Source organism: Salipiger bermudensis, assembly GCF_019801965.1.
Taxonomy (GTDB): Bacteria; Pseudomonadota; Alphaproteobacteria; order Rhodobacterales; family Rhodobacteraceae; genus Salipiger; species Salipiger bermudensis_A.
Map to the genome: position 1 here is coordinate 94,239 of NZ_JAHVIA010000001.1, position 21,734 is coordinate 115,972.

The following is a 21,734-nucleotide window of genomic DNA, read 5'->3' on the forward strand; positions in this document are numbered from 1 at the left end:
TCCCGCGCCGAAGGGGGAAAGGTCAGCCGCGCGGAGGCGGCAGATCGGTCGGCATCGGCATCCCGGCGATGCGCCAGGAGCCGGGCAGTCGAAAGCGTGGTTGCGGCGCGGCGCGCAGCGGCAGCACATTCGTCGTTTCCATGAGCACCATCGCCGCGCAGCCGGTCAGGTGCGGACAGTCGTGAGACGCGTCGCTCCCCTGCCCGTCTCCAACGTTGGCGGCATCGGGGCAGTCCGGGCAGCCGGCCATGTGCGCCATCTCCCCGTCGCCCGACGCGCCATGCGCCATCGCCGCCCCGGGAAGGGCGAGCACGGCGAGACAGCCGGTCAGGAGGAGGATGAACAAGAGGCGCACAGTCTATCCGAACAAGGGACCCGTGCAATCTGTCCCATCATCGGCGAACAGGTCAAGCACACAAGCCCGTCAGCCCATGAACGCCCGCGCGCCCATCCACAGCGCCATGGCGACCATCATCACGTTCTCGGTCAGCGACACGAAGCCCAGCGGCACGTTCGACGACCCGCCAACGCAGGCGCATTTCAGCTCCCGCTTGTCGATATAGACCGCCTTGAACACGCTGACCGCGCCGATCGTCCCGATCACCAGCGCCACCGGCACCGAGATCCATGTCAGGGCGCCTGCGGTCATCAGGATGCCCGCCAGCGCCTCGCCGAAAGGGTAGATCTTGCCGTAGGGCACCCAGCGCCGGGCCAGAAGGTCGTAGTTGAGAAACATGGTCGAGAAGCTCTCGATGTCCTGCAGCTTCTGGATCGCGAGGATCGCCATCGACAGCGAGATGAACCACTCCACCGCGCGCAGGGTGAAGATCGTGCCATACTGGTGCCACGACAGCCCCAGCGCCAGCAGCGCCGCGACCGAGAAGATCGCGATGACGGGCTGGTAGCTGGTGTCGCTCTGCTCCTCCTTGGGCGGGTCAAGCTCGAAATGCACCCGCAGATCGTCATAGCCGCCGATGCGCGCGCCGTTGATGAAGGTCTGCGGCGTGGTCTTCACGCCGTGTTCGCGCTTGAATGCCTCGGTCTCCTCCTTGGTGGTCAGGTGGTGGTCTTCGACCTCGTAGCCCTGCCGCTCGAGCAGATCCTTGGACTTGAGCCCGAACGGGCAGAGATGGTCGGGCATGACCATGCGGTAGAGAACGGCGGTCGTGCTGGTGTCCTTGGGCATTCTCAGTCTCCTTCGCAGGTATATTGGCCACGGAAGCCGGCGGAATAGTCCGATCCGGCGGTGACGATGAGGTCCGAGAGATCGCCCGCATCGCGGCGCTCGGCGGAGAGCGGGCCGGCCGCAAAGCTGTCCTCGCCCTGGCGCTCCAGCCGCACGAGATCGCCGCTGATCTTCATCGCGGCCGCCTCGGGGCCGACGGCCAGGACCGCCGGGCTGGTCTCGGTATAGGTGAAGCGACAGGTCGCGCCGTCGGGCAGGACGGTGGCGATCTCGTCGGCGGTAAGGAACTCGGGATCGACCTTGGCGACGACCTCGCTCGCCAGCGCCTCTTCGGCGCTCTTGAGCTGCGCGGTCTCGGACGGTGCCGAAGGCGCGGCTTCCCCGTTCGCGCCGATATCGGCGATCAGGAAACGCATCTCGGCGATTTCCTTGTCCTGCGCGTAGATGATGTCATCGGCGAGGGTCCGGACGCGGGGATCGGTGATCCCGGCGCGCGACGAGGTCATGATCGCGATCGAATGGTGCGGGATCATCGCGCGCATGTAGGAGCGGTCCTGCACGGTCACCTGGCTGCGCACCAGCCAGAGGCTCAGCGCGAAGACCAGCGCCGAACCCACGAAGATCGCGGCGTTCACCGCCTTGCTCGGATACATCCCGCGCATGAAGGCCAGCATGACGAAAGCCATGACGGCCCCCATCAGGATCGCCATGTAGGTTCGGGTTTCCGAGAAGAACACGTGGCTCGGCAGGTAGGTGTTGAGATACATCAGCACGAACATCACCACGATCGAGCTGGCGATCATCGCGAAGAACTTGGCATAGGGCATCGGGCGGCTCCGTCGTCTCTGCAATCTCTCGCTCAACGACCTTCCACCGCTGGAGGGTTCCCGCGGGCCATCCGTATTTCGACAGGGGCAGCGCCCACCAGTTTCAACAAGGGCAGCGTCCACCAGTCGGCCGCCATACGGGATCGGGGGAAGTCCAGCGGTTGTCGTCCGACTGAACAGCGCCGACCTGTGAGTCCGGCGGCCGAGGTTAGTAGGTCAATGTCGTCCCGACATGCGGCGAAGCATACGTTCGCAAAGTCGAAATCCGTTGCGTGCGATGCTTGGGGCTCGTTGCCTTCGGCGCGATCCATTCATTGTAAACGCGGGTCGAGAGCTCAACGAAAGTACGGAAGAGCTTGGCGGCGGTCGCCACTTCATCGAGCGGGTCAGCGCCGCCTCGTACGACGCGACGAAATTCGTCGGCTCGCTCTGGTACCTCGTCAAAAGAAACCTCGCTTGCAGCGCCCTCACCAAAGTCTCTTCGCCGCCGCTGCACGGTGACACGTGGCAACCAGTGGCTTGCGTCTGTCGGGCCGCCGACAAGAGACATCCCGCCGCCGACGGTTTGGTGGCCGCGCGGAGCGGTCCTGATGAATGCCTTGGTCAGACGGCGCTCAAGGTGACGCCCGCTTGGCTTCCCCGTCAGGTTCTCCCTGACCCAGCCCGCCCCACAATCGAAGGAGCCCAACCGGGACGATGGGACAAAACATACGAACGAAATCTAGGACAATCAGCCGATGATACGCGGCCGGAACCGTATCAATCGAGCTAGTGGCGGAGGCTCAGGGATTCGAACCCTGGGGACGCTCTCACGCCCAACGGTTTTCAAGACCGCCGCATTCGACCACTCTGCCAAACCTCCGGTCCCGAAGCTCTAGCCCCGCTCACGCGATTCTGAAAGCCGCCGCGCATGGGAAAAACCGCCGATGCGGCATTGCAGGCTTTCCTTGATCTGGCCGAACCGTTACTCTGCCTCCGCAAGGCGGGCCGGCCATCGGGGTGTCAACTCACACCACCCCGGCGCAGGCAGGGGCCGCCATCGCAACATCCGGCAGCAAGATCCGGGGCGAGCAGGCGCAGGGATGCGGGCAGAGCACCCGCAAGACAGGCATGGGGCAGAACATGGGCAGAGCGTTTTCGAAGCGTCGTGGGGCGGCTTGGCGGGCCGCGTGGCTTTTGACCGGCATGGCGGCACTCGCCGCCTGCGATGACGCGCAGATGCCCGGCTTCCTCAAACCCAAGGATGGCGCCAGCGAGAGCGGCGAGACCGTCAGCCGCGCGGCGCAGAGCGTCGAGCGCGACATCGAGGCGCCCGAGGTGTTCCATGCCACGGAAGCCGGCCTCTGGGACGGACGCCCGTCGCTCGGCGGTGTCTGGGTCGCCCATCCCGAGGTCACCGAGCCCGAGCGCGTCATCATCCGCAACCAGCAGAACGGACAGTTCGTCATCGGCGCACTGTTCCGCCGCGAGCGCCAGTCGCCGGGTCCGCGCCTGCAGGTCTCGTCCGACGCCGCCGCGGCGCTCGGCATGCTGGCCGGCGCACCCACCAATCTCGACGTGATCGCACTGCGCCGCGAGGAGGCCCCGGCCGAGGAGGTCCCCACCACGGAGGCCGCCAGCGACGAGACCACCGCCATTGCCGCCGCGCCCGATGTCAGCGAGGGCACGCTCGATCCGGTCGCTGCAAGCGCCGCCGCCGCGCTCGATAGCGCCGCCGGCATCCCGGCCCGCGGAGAGCAGGTCGCCGCCGCGACCACGGCCGCCCCCGCAGCCTCGCCGGCGCCGAAACCGAAGCCCGCGGCCAAGCCTGCCTCGAGCCTCGACAAGCCCTATCTCCAAATCGGCATCTTCAGCGTCGAGCAGAACGCCGAGAACACCGCCACCGCCATGCGTCAGCAGGGCATGGTGCCGACGGTGCGCAAGCAGGAAAGCTCCGGCAAGACCTTCTGGCGCGTCATCGTCGGCCCGGCCCAGACCTCGGCCGAACGCGCCGAGCTGCTGAAGAAGATCAAGGCCTCCGGCTTCACCGACGCCTACGCCGTCACCAACTGATCCGTCCCGGCCCGCGCGGCCCGGGGCGCACAAGGACGAGGACCCAAACGATGATCCCGACCCGTTCCCTGCGCCGGATGCTGGCCGCCGCCTCCGCCGTGGCGCTGCTTGCCACCCAGGCCGGCGCCTTCGACACCAGCGCCCGCGCCGCCTTCGTGCTCGACTACACCACCGGCACCGTGCTGATGGCCAAGAATTCCGACGAGGCGCTGCCGCCGGCGTCGATGTCGAAGCTGATGACGCTCTACATGGCCTTCGAGGCGATCCGCGACGGCCGCCTGCAGCTCGACGAACGCCTGCCGGTCTCCGAGCACGCCATGTCCTACGGCGGCTCGACGATGTTTCTCAACACCACCGACCGGGTCGCCGTCGAGGACCTGCTGCGCGGCATCATCGTGCTCTCGGGCAACGATGCCTGTGCGGTGATCGCCGAGGCGCTGTCGCCCAACGGCACCGAGTCGGGCTTCGCCGAGCTGATGACCCGCCGCGCCCAGCAACTCGGCATGACCAACTCGACCTTCGAGAACGCCAGCGGCTGGCCGGCGCCGAACCACCGCATGTCAGTGCGCGACCTGACCCTGCTCGCGACCAGGATCATCGAGGATTTCCCTGAGTTCTACCCGATCTTCGCCGAGCGCCGCTTCGAGTTCGACGGCCGCGCGCCCTCGAACGTCAACAACCGCAACCCGCTCCTGCGCCTCGACATCGGCGCCGACGGGCTCAAGACCGGCCACACCCAGGAGGCGGGCTACGGCCTGGTGGGCTCGGCCGAGCAGGATGGCCGCCGGGTGATCTTCACCATCTCCGGGCTCGACAGCGAGCGCGCCCGCGCCGAGGAGAGCGAGTCCATCGTCAACTGGGCCTTCCGCCAGTTCGCCGAGCGCACCCTCGTCGAGAAGGAGACCGCCGTGGCCCAGGCCGAGGTCTGGCTCGGCGCCGAGGACAGCGTCGGGCTGGTCGCCAAGGAGGATGTCACCCTGCTGGTGCCGGTGACCCCGGGCACCATGCTCGAGGCGGAGGTGGTCTATACCGGCCCGCTCAAGGCGCCCATCAGCGCCGGCCAGCAGCTGGCCGAGCTGATCATCCGCCCCGAGGGCCTGCCCGAGCACCGCGTCCCGCTCTTCGCCGAGCAGGCGGTGGCCGGCGGCGGCTTCGGCAAGCGCATGATGGTGGTGAGCCAGGCGCTTCTGAGCCGCGTGAACCAGGCCTCCGAGGAGGCGATGTGACCGGCGGCACGGGGCTGTTCGTCAGCTTCGAAGGCATCGACGGCTCGGGAAAGTCGACCCAGGCGCGGCTGCTGGCCGAGCACCTGCGCTGCGCTGGCCGCGAGGTCGTTCTGACCCGCGAGCCCGGCGGCTCTCCCGGCGCCGAGGAAATCCGCACGCTGGTGCTGCAGGGCGACCCGGAGCGCTGGTCGGCGGAGACCGAGCTGCTGCTCTTCACCGCCGCCCGGCGCGATCACCTCGAGCGCACCATCCGCCCGGCATTGGCGCGCGGCGCCACGGTGATCTGCGACCGCTTCGCCGATTCCACCCGCATGTACCAGGGCCTGTCGCGCGGCGACCTGCGTGGCGCGGTCGACACGCTGCACCGGCTGATGATCGGGGTCGAGCCCGATCTCACCCTGCTGATCGACATGGATCCCGAGGCGGCGCTGGCCCGCGCCAAGGCCCGCGCCACCGCCGAGGAGCGCTTCGAGGATTTCGGCCTGCCGCTGCAGCAGCAGATGCGGGCGGGCTTCCTGGCGCTGGCCGCCGAGTTCTCCGACCGTTTTCGCATCATCGACGGCAATCGCCCACCGGAAGCGGTGGCGCAGGATGTGCGGGCCGCGCTACAAGCGCAGGCATGAGCGAGACCGAGATTCCCCAGCCCGACCGCGTCGAGGGCGCGCCGCACCCGCGCGAGACCGTGCGGCTCTTCGGCCAGGACAGGGCCGAACAGGATTTCCTCACCGCCTTCACCACCGGCCGGCTGCATCATGGCTGGCTGCTGACCGGCCCCAAGGGCCTCGGCAAGGCGACGCTGGCCTGGCGCATAGCGCGTTTCCTTCTGGCGACGCCGGATCCGGAGGAGGACGGGCTCTTCGGCGCCCCGCCGCCGCCCGAGACGCTGGAAATCGGCGCCGATCACCCGGTGATGCGCCGCACACTGGCGCTGTCGGAGCCGGGGCTGTTCCTGCTGCGCCGGGCCTGGGACGACAAGGCCAAGCGGCTCAAGACGCAGCTGACGGTCGACGAGGTGCGCAAGCTCAAAGGCTTCTTCACCCTGTCCTCGGCGGAAGGCGGGCGCCGGGTGGTGATCGTCGACAGCATGGACGAGCTCAACGTGAGCGCCGCCAACGCCATCCTCAAGCTGCTGGAGGAGCCGCCGGCGCGCACCACGCTGTTGATGGTGGCGCACCAGCCGTCGCGGCTTTTGCCGACGATCCGCTCGCGCTGCCGCGAGCTGCGGCTGGCGCCGCTCGACACCGAAGACATGGCCCGCGCGCTCGGCCAAGCCGGCGCCGAGGTGGCCGCCGCCGACGCGCAGGCGCTGGCGGCGCTGTCCTCCGGCTCGGTGGGCGCCGCGATGAGGCTGCTGAACCACGACGGGCTGAAGCTCTACGGCGACCTTGTGCAGATCCTCGACACGCTGCCGCGGCTCGATCGCCCGCGCGCCATCGCGCTCGGCGAGAGCACCGCCGGTAAGGCCAACGAGGCGCGGCTCGACCTGACCCTCACGCTGATGGACACGCTGCTCGCCCGGCTCGCCCGCACCGGCGTCACCGGCACGCCCCCCTCCCCCGAAGCCGCGCCCGGCGAGGCGGCGATGCTGTCGCGGCTTTCGCCCGACCCGGCCACCGGCCGCGCATGGGCGCAGCTCGCCCAGGAAGCCGGCGACCGCGCCCGCCACGCGCGCTCCGTCAATGTCGATCCGGCCGCGCTGGTGCTCGACATGATCCTGCAATTGCACAAGGTCGCCTGAGGCAGAAGCTTGCTCCGCCCCGGTGGCATCGCACCCGGGAAGGCCGGATGCCTCCGGCGGGAGTATTTTTGACGAAGAGAAAACAGGGGCGCTGCGCCCTGCCCTTCTCTGGTTGCAAAATACCTCGGGGGTGAATTGGCGCCATGCGCCAAGAGGGGGCAGCGCCCCCTCCTTTCCCCTTATATAGAGAGTGACCGGCGCCTCAGACGATCCCGCCCTTGATGAAGCGGTCCGCCAGCGTGGCATAGGCCTGCGCCATCACCCCCTCGCCCAGCGCCACCGGGCGGCCCTCGTCGCCGCCGATGCGGGTGTCGAGATCGATCGGCAGCTGCGCCAGCACCGGCAGGCCCAGCTTCTCGGCCTCGGCGGCCACGCCCCCCTGCCCGAAGAGATGCGCCTCAAATCCGCAGTCGGGGCAGACGAACATCGACATGTTCTCGATCAGCCCGAGCACCGGCACCTTCAACGTGTCGAACGCGTCGAGCGCCTTGCGGGCGTCGATCATCGCCACGTCCTGCGGCGTCGAGACCACGATGGCGCCGGTCAGGTCGCTCTTCTGGCCGAGAGAAAGCTGCACGTCGCCGGTGCCCGGCGGCAAATCGATGAGCAACACATCAAGCTCGCCCCACTCCACCTGCATCATCATCTGCTGCAGCGCCCCCATCAGCATCGGGCCGCGCCAGACCAAGGCCTTGTCCTCGGGCAGCATGAAGCCGATCGACATCAGCGTGACGCCATGTGCCTCGAGCGGAATGATGGTCTTGCCGTCGGGGCTGGCAGGGCGCTTCGAGATGCCGAACATGCGCGGCTGCGAGGGCCCGTGGATGTCGGCATCGAGCAGCCCCACCTTCTTGCCCGCCCGCGCCAGCGCCACCGCGAGGTTCGACGACACGGTGGACTTGCCGACCCCGCCCTTACCCGAGCCGATGGCGATCACCGATTTCACGCCGGGCGGGTTCATCCGGCCTTCCTGCGGCTTGGCATGGCCGCCGATCTTCAGCGACGGCGCCTTGGCCGCGGGGCCATGCGCGGTGAGCGCCGCGCTTGCGGAGACCACGCCGTCAAGCGCCATCACGGCGCGCTCGGCCGCCGCGCGCAGCGGCTCCATGTGCTTGGCGATCTCCGGAGAGGGCGCCTCGATGACGAAACGCACGGCCCCTCCCTCAATGCTCAAAGCTCGAATCATGTCTCGCGAAATCAGGTTTCCGCCGTCGGGCAGCTCGAGCCGCGCAAGCTCTGCCTTCACCGCCTCTTGTGTCGGGGACATGGTCTATCCTTTCCATTTCTGCAGACCGACGTAGCGTCACGTTGCTCCAGGCGCAACGCTCGTACACAGTCCGCTCAATTGTTACGCTTAACGCGTTGCTTTCGCTTAGCTCTCCCTCAGCCGGCCCATGCAGATGCTGCATAGCGGCATTGAGTTATGGCAGGATTGTGCAGTCGCAGCATTTGCCACATGTTAGGGCCAACACAGAGATACACGAACACAGGCTAGCAACGAACATGGCATACGCAACCGACACCAGCACCCAAGGCTCGAACGGCTTCTTCGCCGGTATGATCGCCTCGCTGCGCGAGCGCACTGCCCGTCGCCGTCTCTACAAGGAGACGCTGCGCGAGCTCGGCCAGCTGAGCAACCGCGAACTGAGCGATCTCGGGCTGCACCGCTCGATGATCCGCCGGATCGCCTACCAGGCCGCCTACGAGGCCTGAACACAGATTTCTCGAGGCGCTCTCCTCCTCCTCCCTGAGCGCATCGAGCCCGGCGGCGACCTCACTCCTCCTCCCGAGGTCGCCGCCGCAAAGACACCGGGCCATGTGCCCAACAGTTCGGAGCCCCTCTCCTCCTCCCTGGGGCGTTCGATGAGCGGCGGGATCTCTCCTCCTCCCTGATCCCGCCGCGTCCCAACATCCGGGCCACGCGCCCGACAGTTTCGGAGCCCCTCTCCTCCTCCCTGGGGCGTTCGATACGCGACGGTGCCTCTCCTCCTCCCTGGCACCGTCGCACCCTACATCCGGGCCACGCGCCCGACAGTTTCGGAGCCCCTCTCCTCCTCCCTGGGGCGTTCGATACGCGGCGGGATCTCTCCTCCTCCCTGATCCCGCCGCACCCCAAATCCGGACCTGACGGTCCAGCCGGTTTCCGAAGCCCTCTCCTCCTCCCTGGGCCGTCGGAATGATCAGACGGCGGCGCCCCTCCTCCTCCCGGGCGCCGCCGTTTTTCGTTTCTTCATCTCATTGCCGCCCCCCCCCGCCGCATCGCAGGTTGACAGGCGATTTCGAGGCTCTGCCCCGTCCGCGCGGGGCGCGCGGACTCCCCGGGATATTTTTGGCCAGAAAAAACCACGGGGGCGGCGCGGGACGTGCAGCCTTTCCCTTTGCCCCGCCATTGGGTAGACGAGGCGGGACAATGCATGCAGGCACGGGAAGACGACCCATGGCGATGGAAAAGACCTTTGACGCGGCCGCCGCAGAGGCGCGCATCTACGAAGCATGGGAACAGGCGGACGCCTTCGCAGCCGGGGCCAACGCCTCGCGCGACGAAAGCTTCTGCATCATGATCCCGCCGCCCAACGTGACAGGCTCGCTGCACATGGGCCACGCGTTCAACAACACGCTGCAGGACATCCTGGTGCGCTGGCACCGGATGCGCGGCTTCGACACGCTCTGGCAGCCCGGGCAGGACCATGCCGGCATCGCCACGCAGATGGTCGTCGAGCGCGAGCTGGCCAAGGACTCGAGCAACGCCACCCGTCGCGAGATGGGCCGCGAGGCCTTCACCGCGAAGATCTGGGAGTGGAAGCAGCACTCGGGCGGCACCATCATCAACCAGCTCAAGCGCCTCGGCGCCTCCTGCGACTGGTCGCGCAACGCCTTCACCATGTCCGGTGCCGAGGGCGCGCCGGCCGGCGAGGAAGGCAATTTCCACGACGCGGTGATCAAGGTCTTCGTCGACATGTACGAGAAGGGCCTGATCTACCGCGGCAAGCGGCTGGTGAACTGGGACCCGCATTTCGAGACCGCGATCTCGGACCTCGAGGTCGAGAACATCGAGGTGCCGGGCCACATGTGGCACTTCAAGTATCCGCTGGCGGGCGGCGCGACCTACACCTATGTGGAGAAGGATGAGGACGGCAACGTGCTCTTCGAGGAGGAGCGTGATTACATCTCCATCGCCACCACCCGCCCCGAGACCATGCTGGGCGACGGCGCCGTCGCGGTGCACCCGTCGGACGAGCGCTATGCGGCGATCGTCGGCCAGCTCTGCGAGATCCCGGTGGGACCGAAGGAGCATCGCCGCCTGATCCCGATCATCACCGACGAATATCCCGACCCGACATTCGGCTCGGGCGCGGTGAAGATCACCGGCGCGCATGACTTCAACGACTACCAGGTCGCCAAGCGCGGCGGCATCCCGATGTATCGCCTGATGGACACCCGCGGCACGATGCGCGCCGACGGCACCTCCTGTGCCGAGGCCGCCGAGACCGCGCAGAAGGTCGCCCGCGGCGAGCTGACGCTCACCGAGCACGAGGCCGACGCGCTGAACCTCGTCCCCGATCACCTGCGCGGGCTCGACCGGTTCGAGGCGCGCGAGGCGGTGGTGCGCGAGATCACCGAGGAAGGCCTCGCGGTGATGACCGAGGTCACCGATCCGCGGCTGGGCCAGGCCGCGGCCAAGGCGCCGGTGGCGCCCGAGGAAGGCGGCGAGGCGCGGGATGAGGAGGCGCAATGGGTGCCGCTGGTCGAGGCCAAGCCGATCATGCAGCCCTTCGGCGACCGCTCCAAGGTCGTCATCGAGCCGATGCTCACCGACCAGTGGTTCGTCGACACCGCGCAGATCGTCGGGCCGGCGCTCGATGCCGTGCGCGAGGGACGCGTGCGGATCATGCCCGAGAGCGGCGAGAAGACCTATTACCACTGGCTCGAAAACATCGAACCCTGGTGCATCTCGCGCCAGCTCTGGTGGGGCCACCAGATCCCGGTCTGGCACACGCCGGGCCTGGGCGACGAGTGGCGCTCGTTCTGTGCCGCCTCCGAGGAAGAGGCGCTGAAGAAAATGCACGCCTTCTTCGGCGAGGATGCTGAGTTCCTGATGGTCGAGGATGCGGCGGCGGCGGAGGATCACCTCGCCGCGCTGCTCGAGCAGGGCACCGATTTCACCGGCGTCGACCAGCGCCGCCGGCCGCAGGCGATCCCGGTGTTCCGCGATCCCGACGTGCTCGACACCTGGTTCTCCTCCGGCCTCTGGCCGATCGGCACCCTGGGCTGGCCCGAGAAGACCGCCGAGCTCGAGCGTTACTTCCCCACCAGCGTGCTGGTGACCGGGCAGGACATCCTGTTCTTCTGGGTGGCGCGGATGATGATGATGCAGCTCGCCGTGGTCGACGAGATCCCGTTCAAGGACGTCTACCTGCACGGGCTGGTGCGCGACGCCAAGGGCAAGAAGATGTCCAAGTCGCTCGGCAATGTCGTCGACCCGCTCGAGATCATCGACGAGTATGGCGCCGACGCGCTGCGCTTCACCAACGCGGCCATGGCCTCGTTGGGTGGCGTGCTGAAGCTCGACATGCAGCGCATCGCCGGCTACCGCAACTTCGGCACCAAGCTGTGGAACGCCGCCCGCTTCGCCGAGATGAACGGCGCGGTCGGTCTGGCAGGCGGGCGCCCTGCCCCGCAGGCCACGGTCAACAAGTGGATCCTTGGTGAGACCGCGCGGGTGCGCGAGACGGTGGATGCCGCGCTGGCCGACTACCGCTTCAACGACGCGGCGCTGTCGCTCTATGCCTTCGTCTGGGGCGTGGTCTGCGACTGGTATGTCGAGTTCTCGAAGCCGCTCCTGCAGGGCGAGGATGCGGCCGCCAAGGCCGAGACGCAGGCGACCATGTCGTGGGTGATCGACCAGTGCCTGATCCTGCTGCACCCGATCATGCCCTTCATCACCGAAGAGCTCTGGGGCACGCTGGGCGAGCGCTCGAAGATGCTCGTGCACGGCGACTGGCCGACCTACACCACCGCCGACCTGCTCGACCCGGCGGCGGATGCCGAGATGCGCTGGGTGATCTCCTTGATCGAGGGCGTGCGCTCGGCGCGGGCCCAGATGGGCGTGCCGGTGGGGCTCTACGTCCCGGTGCTGGTGACCGAGATCGACGCCGCGGGCGAAGCGGCCTGGGCCAACAACGAGGCGCTGATCAAGCGCCTGGCGCGGCTCGAGAGCCTGACAGCGGTCGACAGCTTCCCCAAGGGCTGCGTCACCGTACCGGTGGGAGGGGCGACCTTCGGTTTGCCGCTGGCCGACATCATCGATGTCGAGGCCGAGAAGGCCCGTCTGGAGAAGAACATCGCCAAGCTCGGCAAGGAACTGGGCGGCCTGCGCGGGCGTCTGAAGAACCCCAAGTTCGTCGAGAGCGCGCCCGAGGAGGTGGTCGAGGAGACCCGCGAGAACCTCGCCGCGCGCGAAGAGGAAGAGGCCAAGCTCAAGGAAGCGCTGGCGCGCCTGGCCGAGATTGGCTGAGGATTTCCTCTGTCGCTGGAAACGAAACCGCCGCCCTTCGGGGCGGCGGTTTGCGTTTGGGACCTCGTCCACTTGCCCCTTGAGCCAGTCCTCACCTCACCATTCCGGGACGCCGCCGCGCCATCGCCGGCCTGCGGGATGGCGATCTGTGCTTCGAGCCTCTCGATTTATCCCGGCCAAGTCCGAAAGACCTCGAAACTGTGCCCAAGCGTCACCAAATCGCCAGCCCGGGGGGCGGGCCATGTCAGAGGCATGCTTTCAGCATGACCGATGGCGCGCCTCTCGGCGTTTGCTGGCAAACGCCTGCCGGCAACACATCGCGGACCGCGATGTGTGAGAAGCGGCCTGCGGCCTTGTTCCCGCGCTAGGTACACGCTCGGATCTTCCGAGGGCGCACAGCGCCCGAACGTCCCGCCCTATTTCGGCGCCATGCGCAGCGCGCCGTCGAGGCGGATCACCTCGCCGTTCAGCATCTGGTTCTCGATGATGTGCCGCGCCAGCGCCGCGTATTCGGCCGGATCGCCGAGGCGCGGCGGGAACGGCACCGAGGCGCCGAGGCTGTCCTGTACCTCCTGCGGCAGCCCCGCCATCATAGGCGTCCCGAAGATCCCCGGCGCGATGGTCACCACACGGATGCCGTGCCGCGCCAGCTCGCGTGCCGCCGGCAGCGTCAGCGAGGCCACGCCGCCCTTCGAGGCCGCATAGGCCGCCTGCCCGATCTGCCCGTCCATGGCCGCGATCGAGGCGGTGTTGATGATCACCCCGCGCTCGCCGCCCTCGCCCGGCGCCTGCTTCGAGATCGCATCCGCCGCCAGCCGCAGCATGTTGAACGTGCCCACGAGGTTGATCGTCACCGCCCGCGCGAAGCTCTCGAGCCTGTGCGGCCCCTCGCGCCCGACGATCTTCTCGCCCGGCGCGACGCCGGCGCAGTTGATCAGACCATCGAGCCGCCCGAAGCGCTCGACCGCCGCGGCCACCGCCGCCTCGCCCTGCGCCCCGTCGGTCACGTCGGTCATGACGAAATGCGCCGCCTCGCCGAGCTCCTCCGCCTTGGCCTTGCCGGCCTCGGCGTTGACGTCGAGCAGCACCGCGCGGCCTCCCGCGCCCACCAGCATCTCGGCCACCGCCGCGCCAAGCCCCGAACCGCCACCGGTCACGAGGAACACGTGATCTTCGATCTTCATCAGCAAACCCTCCCTGTTTGCGGCGGAGCATAGCCACGGCAGCGGCGCTGACAATGGCGAGCGCGGCGTCACGAAGGCGATTCAAAACTGCGCAAATTTCCGGCGTTCTTTGCGCCTGCGGGAGAGATTCCGCCGGATCGCTCCGAGTTGATGCTGCAACTCGGCCCTGCCCGGGGAGCCCGCGTTGACAAGCGAAGCCGCGCCGCGCGTCAATGATCCCACGATCCGGTTCGGGGCCCTGTGAGCCGGGGCCGCCGACGCGGACCGCCGATCAAGGTTGCGAAGCCAGTTTCGAAAATCTGGGGGCGTCATGCGCAAGACCATCGACTATTTCTTCTCACCGGCCTCCGGGTTCACCTATCTCGGCCACCAGGCGCTGATGGCGCTGGCCGCCGAGGCCGGAGCGCATGTGCGCTTCTTCCCGATGGACATCCGCAAGGTCTATGCCGAGATGGGGACGACCCATCCGCTTGAGCAATGCGAGGCGCGGCAGAGCTACCGCATGGAAGATCAGCGCCGCTGGGCGCGGCTGCGCGGCCTGCGCATGACCTCGAACCCGGCGCATCACCCGGTCGACGTGCGCCTGCCCTGCCGGGTCATTCTCGCCACCGGGCGGCTCCGGCTCGATCAGGACGCGGTGACGCTGGCCTGCCTGCGCGGGGTCTGGGCCGAGGGCCGCAACATCTCGGATCCGGGCGATCTCGGCGAGGCGCTGCGCCAGATCGACATGCCCGCTCTTGAGATCCTGCACGAGGCCGAGAGCGAGGCGGTGCGCGATGAGGCCGACGCGGTGACGCAGGCCGCGATCGAGGCCGAGATCTTCGGCTCTCCGACCTATGTGGTTGATGGTGAACGGTTCTGGGGACAGGATCGGATCGAGTTCATGCGCGAGAAGCTTCTCAAGGCCGCGGCCTGATCCTCTGCCGCCTGAACGCGCTTTGCCCAAAACATCGCCCCGGCCTTGCAGCGAAACCCCGCCTTTCGCGTTGCAGACAGGTCTCAGCGCCTTAGGTTGACCGGAGGACAGGCGGGACGGCCCGCCGGTTCGTCCGGGAGGGTTCGCCCTATTGCATCCCCCCTCCCGCAGATCGCCAGACATTCCGCGCCGCGGCCCGAGGGGGCGCGCGGCTGCGGCACATGAGCAACGAGACAGGACCGAGACGCCATGACAGACACGCCCGCCATCCTCGCCGACCTTTCCGCCGCCGAGGCGCGCGCCGACTGGTGCCAAGAGGTGCTCAACACCGCCCCCGACCGCTTTGCCGCCGGCAAGCAGATCGCGCGGCAGCTGGGGGCGCTGGTCGATGGCGAGCGGGTGGAGTTTGGCTTCTGGACGCCGGAACTGCTCGATTGGCGCATTGCCGATGGCGACGTGTTCCTCGAGGTCCTGCGCCCTCAGGAAGAGCTCGACCTGACCGCGAGCCAGGGCGATGTGCGCTTCGACCGGGTGCTGCTGCCGGTGGCGCGCTGCGAAGCCTTCACCTTTGCCGCCGCCAGCGGGCTCAAGGCCGGCAGCCGCGACCAGATCGGCGATTTCTACGCGCTGGTCTACCGCGACCAGGAGGGCGCCTATCATCGCATCCTCGATCCGCTCGCCGCCTCCCTGCCATATGGCGCCTTCTCCCCGGCCGAGATCTATGACGTACCGGCGATGCAGGCGCGACGTCAGGACAAGGGCTATTTCGAGCAGGTCCGAAAGGCCGACGGCCCCTACAAGTTCGCGCCGCCGACCTCGATCCTGCAGGTCCACGTGCCCACCGCCACGCCCGGCGGCACGCTGGCCTCGCTCACCCGCCAGTTCGAGCGCCTCGCGGTGCGCGTCGGCGCCGGCCTGTCGCTGGAGCCGGATGAAGAGCTGTTCGCCGGCTACGACGCGGTGCAGCTGCTGCCGGTCGAGCCCACCACCGTCTACGAGGCCGGCCCGGATTTCTGGACCGATGTCGAGTGCGACGACGACACCGTCACCGCCCACCTGATGCGCCCCGACACCACCAACTGGGGCTATGACATCGTGATTTCGGGCATGGCGACGGTGAACCCGGTGCTGCTCGAGACGGCGCGACCGGATGAGCTGATCGACCTTGCAGCGGTGCTGCACAACTTCCCGCGCTGGCCCAAGATGCTGGTGCTCGACGTGGTGTTCGGCCACTCCGACAACCAGGGCCTCAACGCGCTCAACAGCCATTTCTTCGCCGGGCCGAACATGTACGGCCAGAATCTCGACTACAACAATCCCTTCGTCCGCGCGATCCTGCTCGAGCTGCAGCGCCGCAAGGTGGATTTCGGCGCCGACGGGGTGCGGGTCGACGGTGCGCAGGACTTCAAGTGGTGGGATGCCTCGACGCAGGAAATGCGCCACGATGACGACTACCTTCAGGAGATGTCGGAGGTGGTGCAGAACGTCGCCGGCGTCGATTACCGGCCGTGGTTCGTCTTCGAGGATGGCCGGCCCTGGCCGCAGGAAGACTGGGAGCTGAGCTCGGATTACCGCGCGGTGATCGAGAACCAGAAGGAGACCGATCCGGACGTGTTCCAGTGGGGGCCGCTGACCTTCGCCCACAACACGCCGTTCATATATACCTTCTGGCTGTCGAAATACTGGCGCCTGTGGGAAATCCTCAAGCGCGGCTCCAACTGGATCTCGGGCACCGCCAACCATGACACGCTGCGCCGGGGCACGCAGGTCAACCCCAAGCTCAACATCAACACCCGCCTCGGCGACACCAAGATGGAGATCCTCGACAAGGCCTATGACAATCCGGCCGTGTCGATCCTGACCTATGCCGCCCTGCCCGGCGTGCCGATGGATTTCCTCAACGCCACCGCGCGCGCCAGCTGGGGCTTCATCCGCAACCAGGATGACAAGTACGGCGTCAAGGTCGTGGCCGAGGAGGCGATCTCGCTCAAATGGCAGGTCGATGAATACAGCTATTCCGTCCCTGGCGCCTTCCGCTGGCTCAAGGAGCTGGGCTTCGAGACCCGCGAGGATCTCGCTCGCTTCCTCGAGTTCCTGCCGGCGCTGGTCGAGGTGACGGATTACGATCTCAACACCATCGCCACGCTACTCAACGCGGTGGAGCCGCCGCTGGCCGGCCCGCGCCCGATCACCGTGGGCGGGCTGAAGCAGATCGCGCGGGCGTGGATGGATGACATGCACGAGTATTGCAACGTCTCGCACTCGACCTCGAAGCTCGATCCGGTACAGACCAACGCCATGCGCCGACTGCGCATGTTCCGGCTCAACAACCCGTGGCTGCGCCAGAACCTGCGCGACGACGACCATTTCCGCTATGTCGAGCCGATCGACGGCCGCACGGTCTTCGTCTCGCTGCGCAACGCGCCGCAGGGCGGCGAGGTGTTCACCGTCTGCCATATGGAGGGCGGCGCGACCGACGAGCTCGACCCGCTCGACCTGCTGCCCGACAGCGTCAGCCGCAACGACTGGCACCTGACCATCCGCGGCCCCGGCATCGGGCCGGATTACATCGGCGGACCGCTGGTGCTGCGCGACTCGATGGCGCTGGTCTACACGCGCGGGCTCGACATCACCCATCTCGCCGGCGAGCCGCACTGACCCACGGCGCTGGCGCGCCGCCTGTCGAGGCGTTCGGCACTGGCGCGCCTCAGGCGCGCCAGAAGCGCAGGGTGAACAGGGTAAAGACCGCCATCACCTCGAGGCGGCCGGTGAGCATGGCGAAGGCCAGCATCCATTTCGCCGTGTCGTTGATGCCGGCGAAATTGCCCGCGGGCCCGATCTGGTCGCCGAGCCCCGGGCCGACATTCGCCAGCGCCGTCGCTGCGCCCGAGAGCGAAGTGATGAAGTCGAGCCCGGTCATCCCGAGACCCACCGACAAGACACCCAGCGACACTACGAAGAAGGCGAAGAAGCTGAGCACCGAGGAGAGCGTGTCGTCATCCACCGGGCGCCCCTGGAAGCGCGGGGTGAAGACGCCGTGCGGCGCGCGGATGCGGCGCAGCTGCACCCGGATCGAGGCGAAGAGGATCTGGTAGCGGAAAATCTTCACCGAGCAGGCGGTCGAGCCGGCGCAACCGCCGATCAGCCCGATGAAGAAGAACATCGTGATGATGAACGGGCCCCACTGCATGTAATCCACCGAGGCGTAGCCGGTGCCCGAGATGATCGAGGTGATGTTGAACAGCGCCTCGCGCACCGCCTGCTCCGGGTGATGCGGGAAGATCGAGACCAGCGTCACCGCCATCACCGCGACAAGCGCCGCGATGGTGCCGAAGAAGGCGAGCACCTGGCTGTCGCGCCAGAGCGCGGTGTAATGGCCGTTCATCATCTGCACGTAGCGCACGAAGGGCAGCGCGGCGGCGATCATGAAGACCGACGCCACGTATTCCGCCGGGCCGGAGAAGGTGCCGAAGCTGGCATCGTAATTGGCGAAGCCGCCGGTCGAGATCGTGGTGAGCGCATGCACCGTCGCGTCGAAGGCGTTCATGCCGCAGAGCAGGTAGGCCACGGCGCAGGCCAGCGTGAGGCCGACATAGATGGTCGAAATCGAGGAGGCGATCTCGGTGGCGCGTGGCAGGATCTTCCCCATCGTCTCAAAGGCTTCCGAGCGGAACACCTGCATGCCGCCGACCCGCAGCTCGGGCAGGAACACCATGGCGACCACGATGATGCCGATGCCGCCCAGCCATTGCAGGATGCCGCGCCACAGGAGCAGCCCCTTGGGCAGGTCGTCGAGCCCGCTGAACACCGTCGAGCCGGTGGTGGTGAGCCCCGACATGGCCTCGAAATAGGCATCGGTGAAGCTGGCCTCGGTGGCGCCGAAGATGAAGGGCAGCCCGCCGAAGATCGGCAGCGCGGCCCAGACGCCGACGGTCAGCAGGAAGGTCTGCTGCAACGTCAGCCCCTCCTTCACCGCGTTGGCGCAGGCCAGCGAGATCAGGCCGCCGGTGAGCATGGTGACGAGGCCGGTCTCGAGAAAGACATGCCACTCGCCCCGCCCCTCGGCGATGTCGACGAGCATTGGCAGGAACATGGTCGCGCCCAGCGTGGCGACGAGCAGACCGATGACATATGCGACGGGACGGAGGTCGAACATGGCGCAGCGTTGGCCTGCCCCGCGATATTAGTCAAGCGGCGCGGCGGGCAAAATCCGCCTCCCGGCAAGCCCGCCACGCCCGCGGCATCGCGCCGCTCAGGCGGTCAGCAGATCGCGGAACACGTGTGGGAGAATGTCGTCGCGGCTCAGCCCCATGCGGGCGAGCTGGTCGTCGCTCTTCATCTCGAGATGGATGATCTCGCGCATCCGTGCCTTGCGTAGGCCGTAAGGGTTCAGCCCCAGCCCGAGATTGGCGAAGTAGAGATCGATCTTCTGCTTCAGAGAGCCGCGGCCCATGGCGATCTGAACGGTATCGGCGTGCATCCGGAAACCTCCGTCTGTTGGCTTCCTCCCGGCTTCATAGTTAGGCCAAAGCCCTGCGCTTTCCCGAACCCGGCGATCACGAATTGCTGCAATGCAGCATGTTGCATAAGAAATGCGCCTCCCCTCGGGGCGGCGCATTCAAATCCATCGCGGATCGTAGGTCAGTGGCTGTGGATCAGCGTCGGAAACAGCTTCGGACCGAGGCTGTCATGCGCAAATGTGGTGCCTTCGGTCAGGACCGACACCGCATCATGCGAGTGCAGGCTTTCCTGGTGGCTGGCCAGCACGCGATAGTCGCCGATGCGCGGATCCGCCTGTAGCTGCTCGGCGAAGAGCCGCGCGGCGTCTTCCACGAAGATCGGGTTGGCGGCGTTGAGCTCGGCGAAGGCCTGCTCGTCCTCGCGCTTGACCATGACCTGCGTCTCGGTCGGAACGGCGGCGCGGCAGAGGTCGATCAGGTCCTCGAACCACAGGCACTCGCCATCCTTCAGCTCCACCGACAGCCGCGCGACCGAGCGCTGCGAATGCGGCGTCGCGAGCTGGTTGCGCTCGCGCCGGGCGTGCTCGGAGAGCTCCAGCGAGCACGGGCAGGTCGAGCTGTAGACATAGTCGAGATGCAGGATCTTGCGACGCACTCCGGCGGTTTCCACCAGTTCGAGCGCGATGTCGTAATACTGAAAGCCCCAGAGGCCGGAGCGCAGGGATTCTACCTTCACCGGGAAGGAAAAAGCCAACTCGATGCGGGCGTCAAAGCTCTCGAGATCGCTCTTGTAGTCGTCCAGCGCGGCCTCGATCACCTCGAAGGAGAAGGTTTTGTCGGCATGAACATAGAAGCTGCGCATGATGCGCGACATGTTGATGCCCTTCTTGTCGGCATCGAGGCTGACGGTGCCGGTGACCGAGGTCTCCAGGGTCAGATCGCCATTGTCGCGCGTATGGAACTTAATCGGCAGCCGGAAGTTGGAAATACCAACATGCTGGATCGCGCGGTTTTCGCCCCGGATCAGCGAAGATGGGCCGTTCTGCAGGTCCGGCAGGGTATCGCGGTAGGCCGAGTCGACCTTGAAATCTTGCGGAAAGATACGCGACAGGTCCGGATATCCGGCCCCGTCTCGAAGCAGCGCGAGGGCCGGATCGACAGCGTCGATTTCGGTATCTTGCGCCTTGTCGGCGAAACGGCGCAGCACTTCGAGCGCGGCGCGCGCCTCGTCACTGCTGGGCTTGCTGTCGATTTCCGGCGTGTGGACGTTCATCTTGATATTCCTCGGGGCGTCTCTCCTACCGCCCCAGAGATAGGTCGCGCATGAAACGTTTTCCAACTTTTTCCTGCTTCCGGGCGAGTAACGCCCGGAAATCACACGCATGTGATGCTAAACGGCATCAAGCGCCTGCAGCAGATCGGCCACCAGATCGTCGGTATCCTCGATTCCGACCGACAGGCGGATCAGCCCGTCGGAGATGCCGAGATCGGCGCGCTGCTCGGGCGACAGGCGCTGGTGCGTCGTCGTCGCCGGATGCGTCGCGATGGTCTTGGCGTCGCCGAGATTGTTGGAGATCAGGATGATCTCGAGCGCGTTGCAGAAGCGGAAGGCCGCCTCCTTGCCGCCCGCGATCTCGAAGGCCACCATCGTGCCCCCCGCCCCGAGCTGACGCTGCGCCAGCGCGAACTGGGCGTGGCTCTCGAGCCCCGGATAGCTGACCTTGCTCACCTTGGCATGGCCGCTCACCGCCTCGGCGATGGCCTTGGCCGATGCGGTCTGCGCCCGCACCCGCAGGTCGATGGTCTCGATGCCCTTGAGCATGATCCACGCGGTGAACGGGCTCATCGAGCCGCCGGTATGCTTCATGTAGGGCTCGACCGTCCCGCGGATGAACTCGCGCGTGCCGAGGATGACGCCGCCGAGCGCGCGGCCCTGACCATCGATGTGCTTGGTGGCGGAATAGACAACCACATCAGCGCCCTGCGCGATGGCGTTCGAGTAGACCGGGGTCGAGAACACGTTGTCGACGATGACGATGGCACCGGCGGCATGGGCCAGCTTCGAGACGCCTTCAATATCGACGATCTCGAGCGTCGGGTTCGACATGCTTTCGAAGAAGACCGCCTGCGCGCCGGGCTTGAGCGCCTCCTCCCAGGCCGAAAGATCGGCGCCGTCGATGAACACCACCTCGACGCCAAAGCGCGGCAGGATGCTCTCGAGGATGTAGAGGCAGGAACCGAACAGCGCCTTCGCGGCCACCACGCGGTCGCCGGCCTTGAGACAAGAGGTCAGCGCGCCGTTGACGGCAGCCATGCCGGAGGCGGCGGCGAAGGCATCCTCGGCGCCCTCGAGCAGCGCGATGCGCTCCTCGAACATCGCCACGGTCGGGTTGCCGTAGCGGGCGTAGATGAACTCGTCCGGGCCGGACTTCAGAAACCGCGCCTCGGCCTGCTCGGCGCTGTCATAGGCGAAGCCCTGGGTGAGAAAAATCGCTTCGCTGAGCTCGCCCCACTGGCTGCGCTTGGTGCCGCCGTGAACCGCGTTCGTGCGAGATCCCTTGCTGGTCATGTCGTATCCTTTCGCGGCACCCCTCGCCGCAATTGAAAAAAGCCCCGTCGCGGTCAAGCGA

Annotated in this window: 17 protein-coding genes and 1 tRNA gene; 8 read left to right on the forward strand and 10 right to left on the reverse strand. The window is 67.1% G+C overall.

Annotated features, from left to right (window positions below; translation table 11 throughout):
* Positions 1-22: 22 nt before the first annotated feature.
* From KUV62_RS00425 to KUV62_RS00440, 4 genes are all read right to left on the reverse strand, one after another.
* Positions 23-346, reverse strand: a complete 324-nt coding sequence (locus KUV62_RS00425; protein ID WP_222601720.1) for a hypothetical protein — start codon at positions 344-346, stop codon at positions 23-25.
* Between the two features lie 78 nt (positions 347-424).
* Complete coding sequence (locus tag KUV62_RS00430) at positions 425-1,186, reverse strand: glutaredoxin family protein (RefSeq protein WP_222601721.1); 762 nt, start codon at positions 1,184-1,186, stop codon at positions 425-427.
* Positions 1,187-1,188: 2 nt separating this feature from the next.
* Positions 1,189-2,013 (reverse strand): DUF305 domain-containing protein, encoded by an 825-nt coding sequence (locus tag KUV62_RS00435; RefSeq protein WP_222601722.1) that lies wholly within the window; start codon positions 2,011-2,013, stop codon positions 1,189-1,191.
* A gap of 772 nt (positions 2,014-2,785) precedes the next feature.
* A tRNA-Ser gene (locus KUV62_RS00440) sits at positions 2,786-2,875 on the reverse strand.
* Positions 2,876-3,135: 260 nt separating this feature from the next.
* On the opposite strand from KUV62_RS00440, the gene KUV62_RS00445 reads away from it, so the two are divergent.
* The 4 genes from KUV62_RS00445 to KUV62_RS00460 are packed head-to-tail and all read left to right on the forward strand — an operon-like array spanning position 3,136 to position 7,029.
* Entirely contained in the window at positions 3,136-4,065 is a 930-nt protein-coding gene (locus KUV62_RS00445; protein WP_222601723.1) for an SPOR domain-containing protein, read from the forward strand.
* Positions 4,066-4,115: 50 nt separating this feature from the next.
* Positions 4,116-5,291, forward strand: a complete 1,176-nt coding sequence (locus KUV62_RS00450) for a D-alanyl-D-alanine carboxypeptidase family protein (protein WP_222601724.1) — start codon at positions 4,116-4,118, stop codon at positions 5,289-5,291.
* Positions 5,288-5,914 (forward strand): dTMP kinase, encoded by a 627-nt coding sequence (gene tmk / locus KUV62_RS00455; RefSeq protein WP_222601725.1) that lies wholly within the window; start codon positions 5,288-5,290, stop codon positions 5,912-5,914. Before KUV62_RS00450 ends, tmk begins: the two co-directional genes overlap by 4 nt.
* Positions 5,911-7,029, forward strand: coding sequence for a DNA polymerase III subunit delta' (locus KUV62_RS00460; protein ID WP_222601726.1), 1,119 nt, complete (start codon positions 5,911-5,913; stop codon positions 7,027-7,029). Before tmk ends, KUV62_RS00460 begins: the two co-directional genes overlap by 4 nt.
* Before the next feature lie 202 nt (positions 7,030-7,231).
* Here KUV62_RS00460 and KUV62_RS00465 read toward each other — a convergent pair whose 3' ends face one another.
* Positions 7,232-8,296, reverse strand: a complete 1,065-nt coding sequence (locus KUV62_RS00465) for an Mrp/NBP35 family ATP-binding protein (RefSeq protein ID WP_222601727.1) — start codon at positions 8,294-8,296, stop codon at positions 7,232-7,234.
* Between the two features lie 236 nt (positions 8,297-8,532).
* On the opposite strand from KUV62_RS00465, the gene KUV62_RS00470 reads away from it, so the two are divergent.
* Positions 8,533-8,742 carry a DUF1127 domain-containing protein gene (locus tag KUV62_RS00470; protein WP_222601728.1) on the forward strand — a complete coding sequence of 70 codons (210 nt, stop codon included), beginning with the start codon at positions 8,533-8,535 and terminating at the stop codon, positions 8,740-8,742.
* Between the two features lie 724 nt (positions 8,743-9,466).
* Positions 9,467-12,544, forward strand: coding sequence for a valine--tRNA ligase (locus KUV62_RS00475; protein ID WP_222601729.1), 3,078 nt, complete (start codon positions 9,467-9,469; stop codon positions 12,542-12,544).
* A 416-nt stretch (positions 12,545-12,960) separates the two neighbouring features.
* Here the strand turns inward: KUV62_RS00475 and KUV62_RS00480 are convergent, their stop codons facing one another.
* Positions 12,961-13,728, reverse strand: coding sequence for a 3-hydroxyacyl-CoA dehydrogenase (locus tag KUV62_RS00480; RefSeq protein WP_222601730.1), 768 nt, complete (start codon positions 13,726-13,728; stop codon positions 12,961-12,963).
* Between the two features lie 310 nt (positions 13,729-14,038).
* Here KUV62_RS00480 and KUV62_RS00485 point away from each other — a divergent pair, with 310 nt between their 5' ends.
* Together KUV62_RS00485 and gghA are read left to right on the forward strand one after the other, a co-directional pair.
* A complete protein-coding gene (locus KUV62_RS00485) occupies positions 14,039-14,644 on the forward strand; it encodes a 2-hydroxychromene-2-carboxylate isomerase (RefSeq protein ID WP_222601731.1) in 606 nt (201 codons plus the stop codon).
* A gap of 249 nt (positions 14,645-14,893) precedes the next feature.
* Positions 14,894-17,302: a glucosylglycerol hydrolase gene (gghA, locus tag KUV62_RS00490; protein ID WP_222601732.1), complete on the forward strand. Its 2,409-nt coding sequence runs from the start codon at positions 14,894-14,896 to the stop codon at positions 17,300-17,302.
* Positions 17,303-17,351: 49 nt separating this feature from the next.
* Here the strand turns inward: gghA and KUV62_RS00495 are convergent, their stop codons facing one another.
* The 4 genes from KUV62_RS00495 to metZ form a co-directional block, all read right to left on the reverse strand.
* A complete protein-coding gene (locus tag KUV62_RS00495) occupies positions 17,352-18,800 on the reverse strand; it encodes a TrkH family potassium uptake protein (RefSeq protein ID WP_222601733.1) in 1,449 nt (482 codons plus the stop codon).
* Between the two features lie 96 nt (positions 18,801-18,896).
* A complete protein-coding gene (locus KUV62_RS00500) occupies positions 18,897-19,124 on the reverse strand; it encodes a hypothetical protein (RefSeq protein ID WP_222601734.1) in 228 nt (75 codons plus the stop codon).
* A 161-nt stretch (positions 19,125-19,285) separates the two neighbouring features.
* Positions 19,286-20,377, reverse strand: coding sequence for a GTP cyclohydrolase FolE2 (folE2, locus tag KUV62_RS00505; protein WP_222601735.1), 1,092 nt, complete (start codon positions 20,375-20,377; stop codon positions 19,286-19,288).
* A gap of 117 nt (positions 20,378-20,494) precedes the next feature.
* A complete protein-coding gene (metZ, locus tag KUV62_RS00510; RefSeq protein WP_222601736.1) occupies positions 20,495-21,673 on the reverse strand; it encodes an O-succinylhomoserine sulfhydrylase in 1,179 nt (392 codons plus the stop codon).
* Positions 21,674-21,734 lie beyond the last annotated feature (61 nt).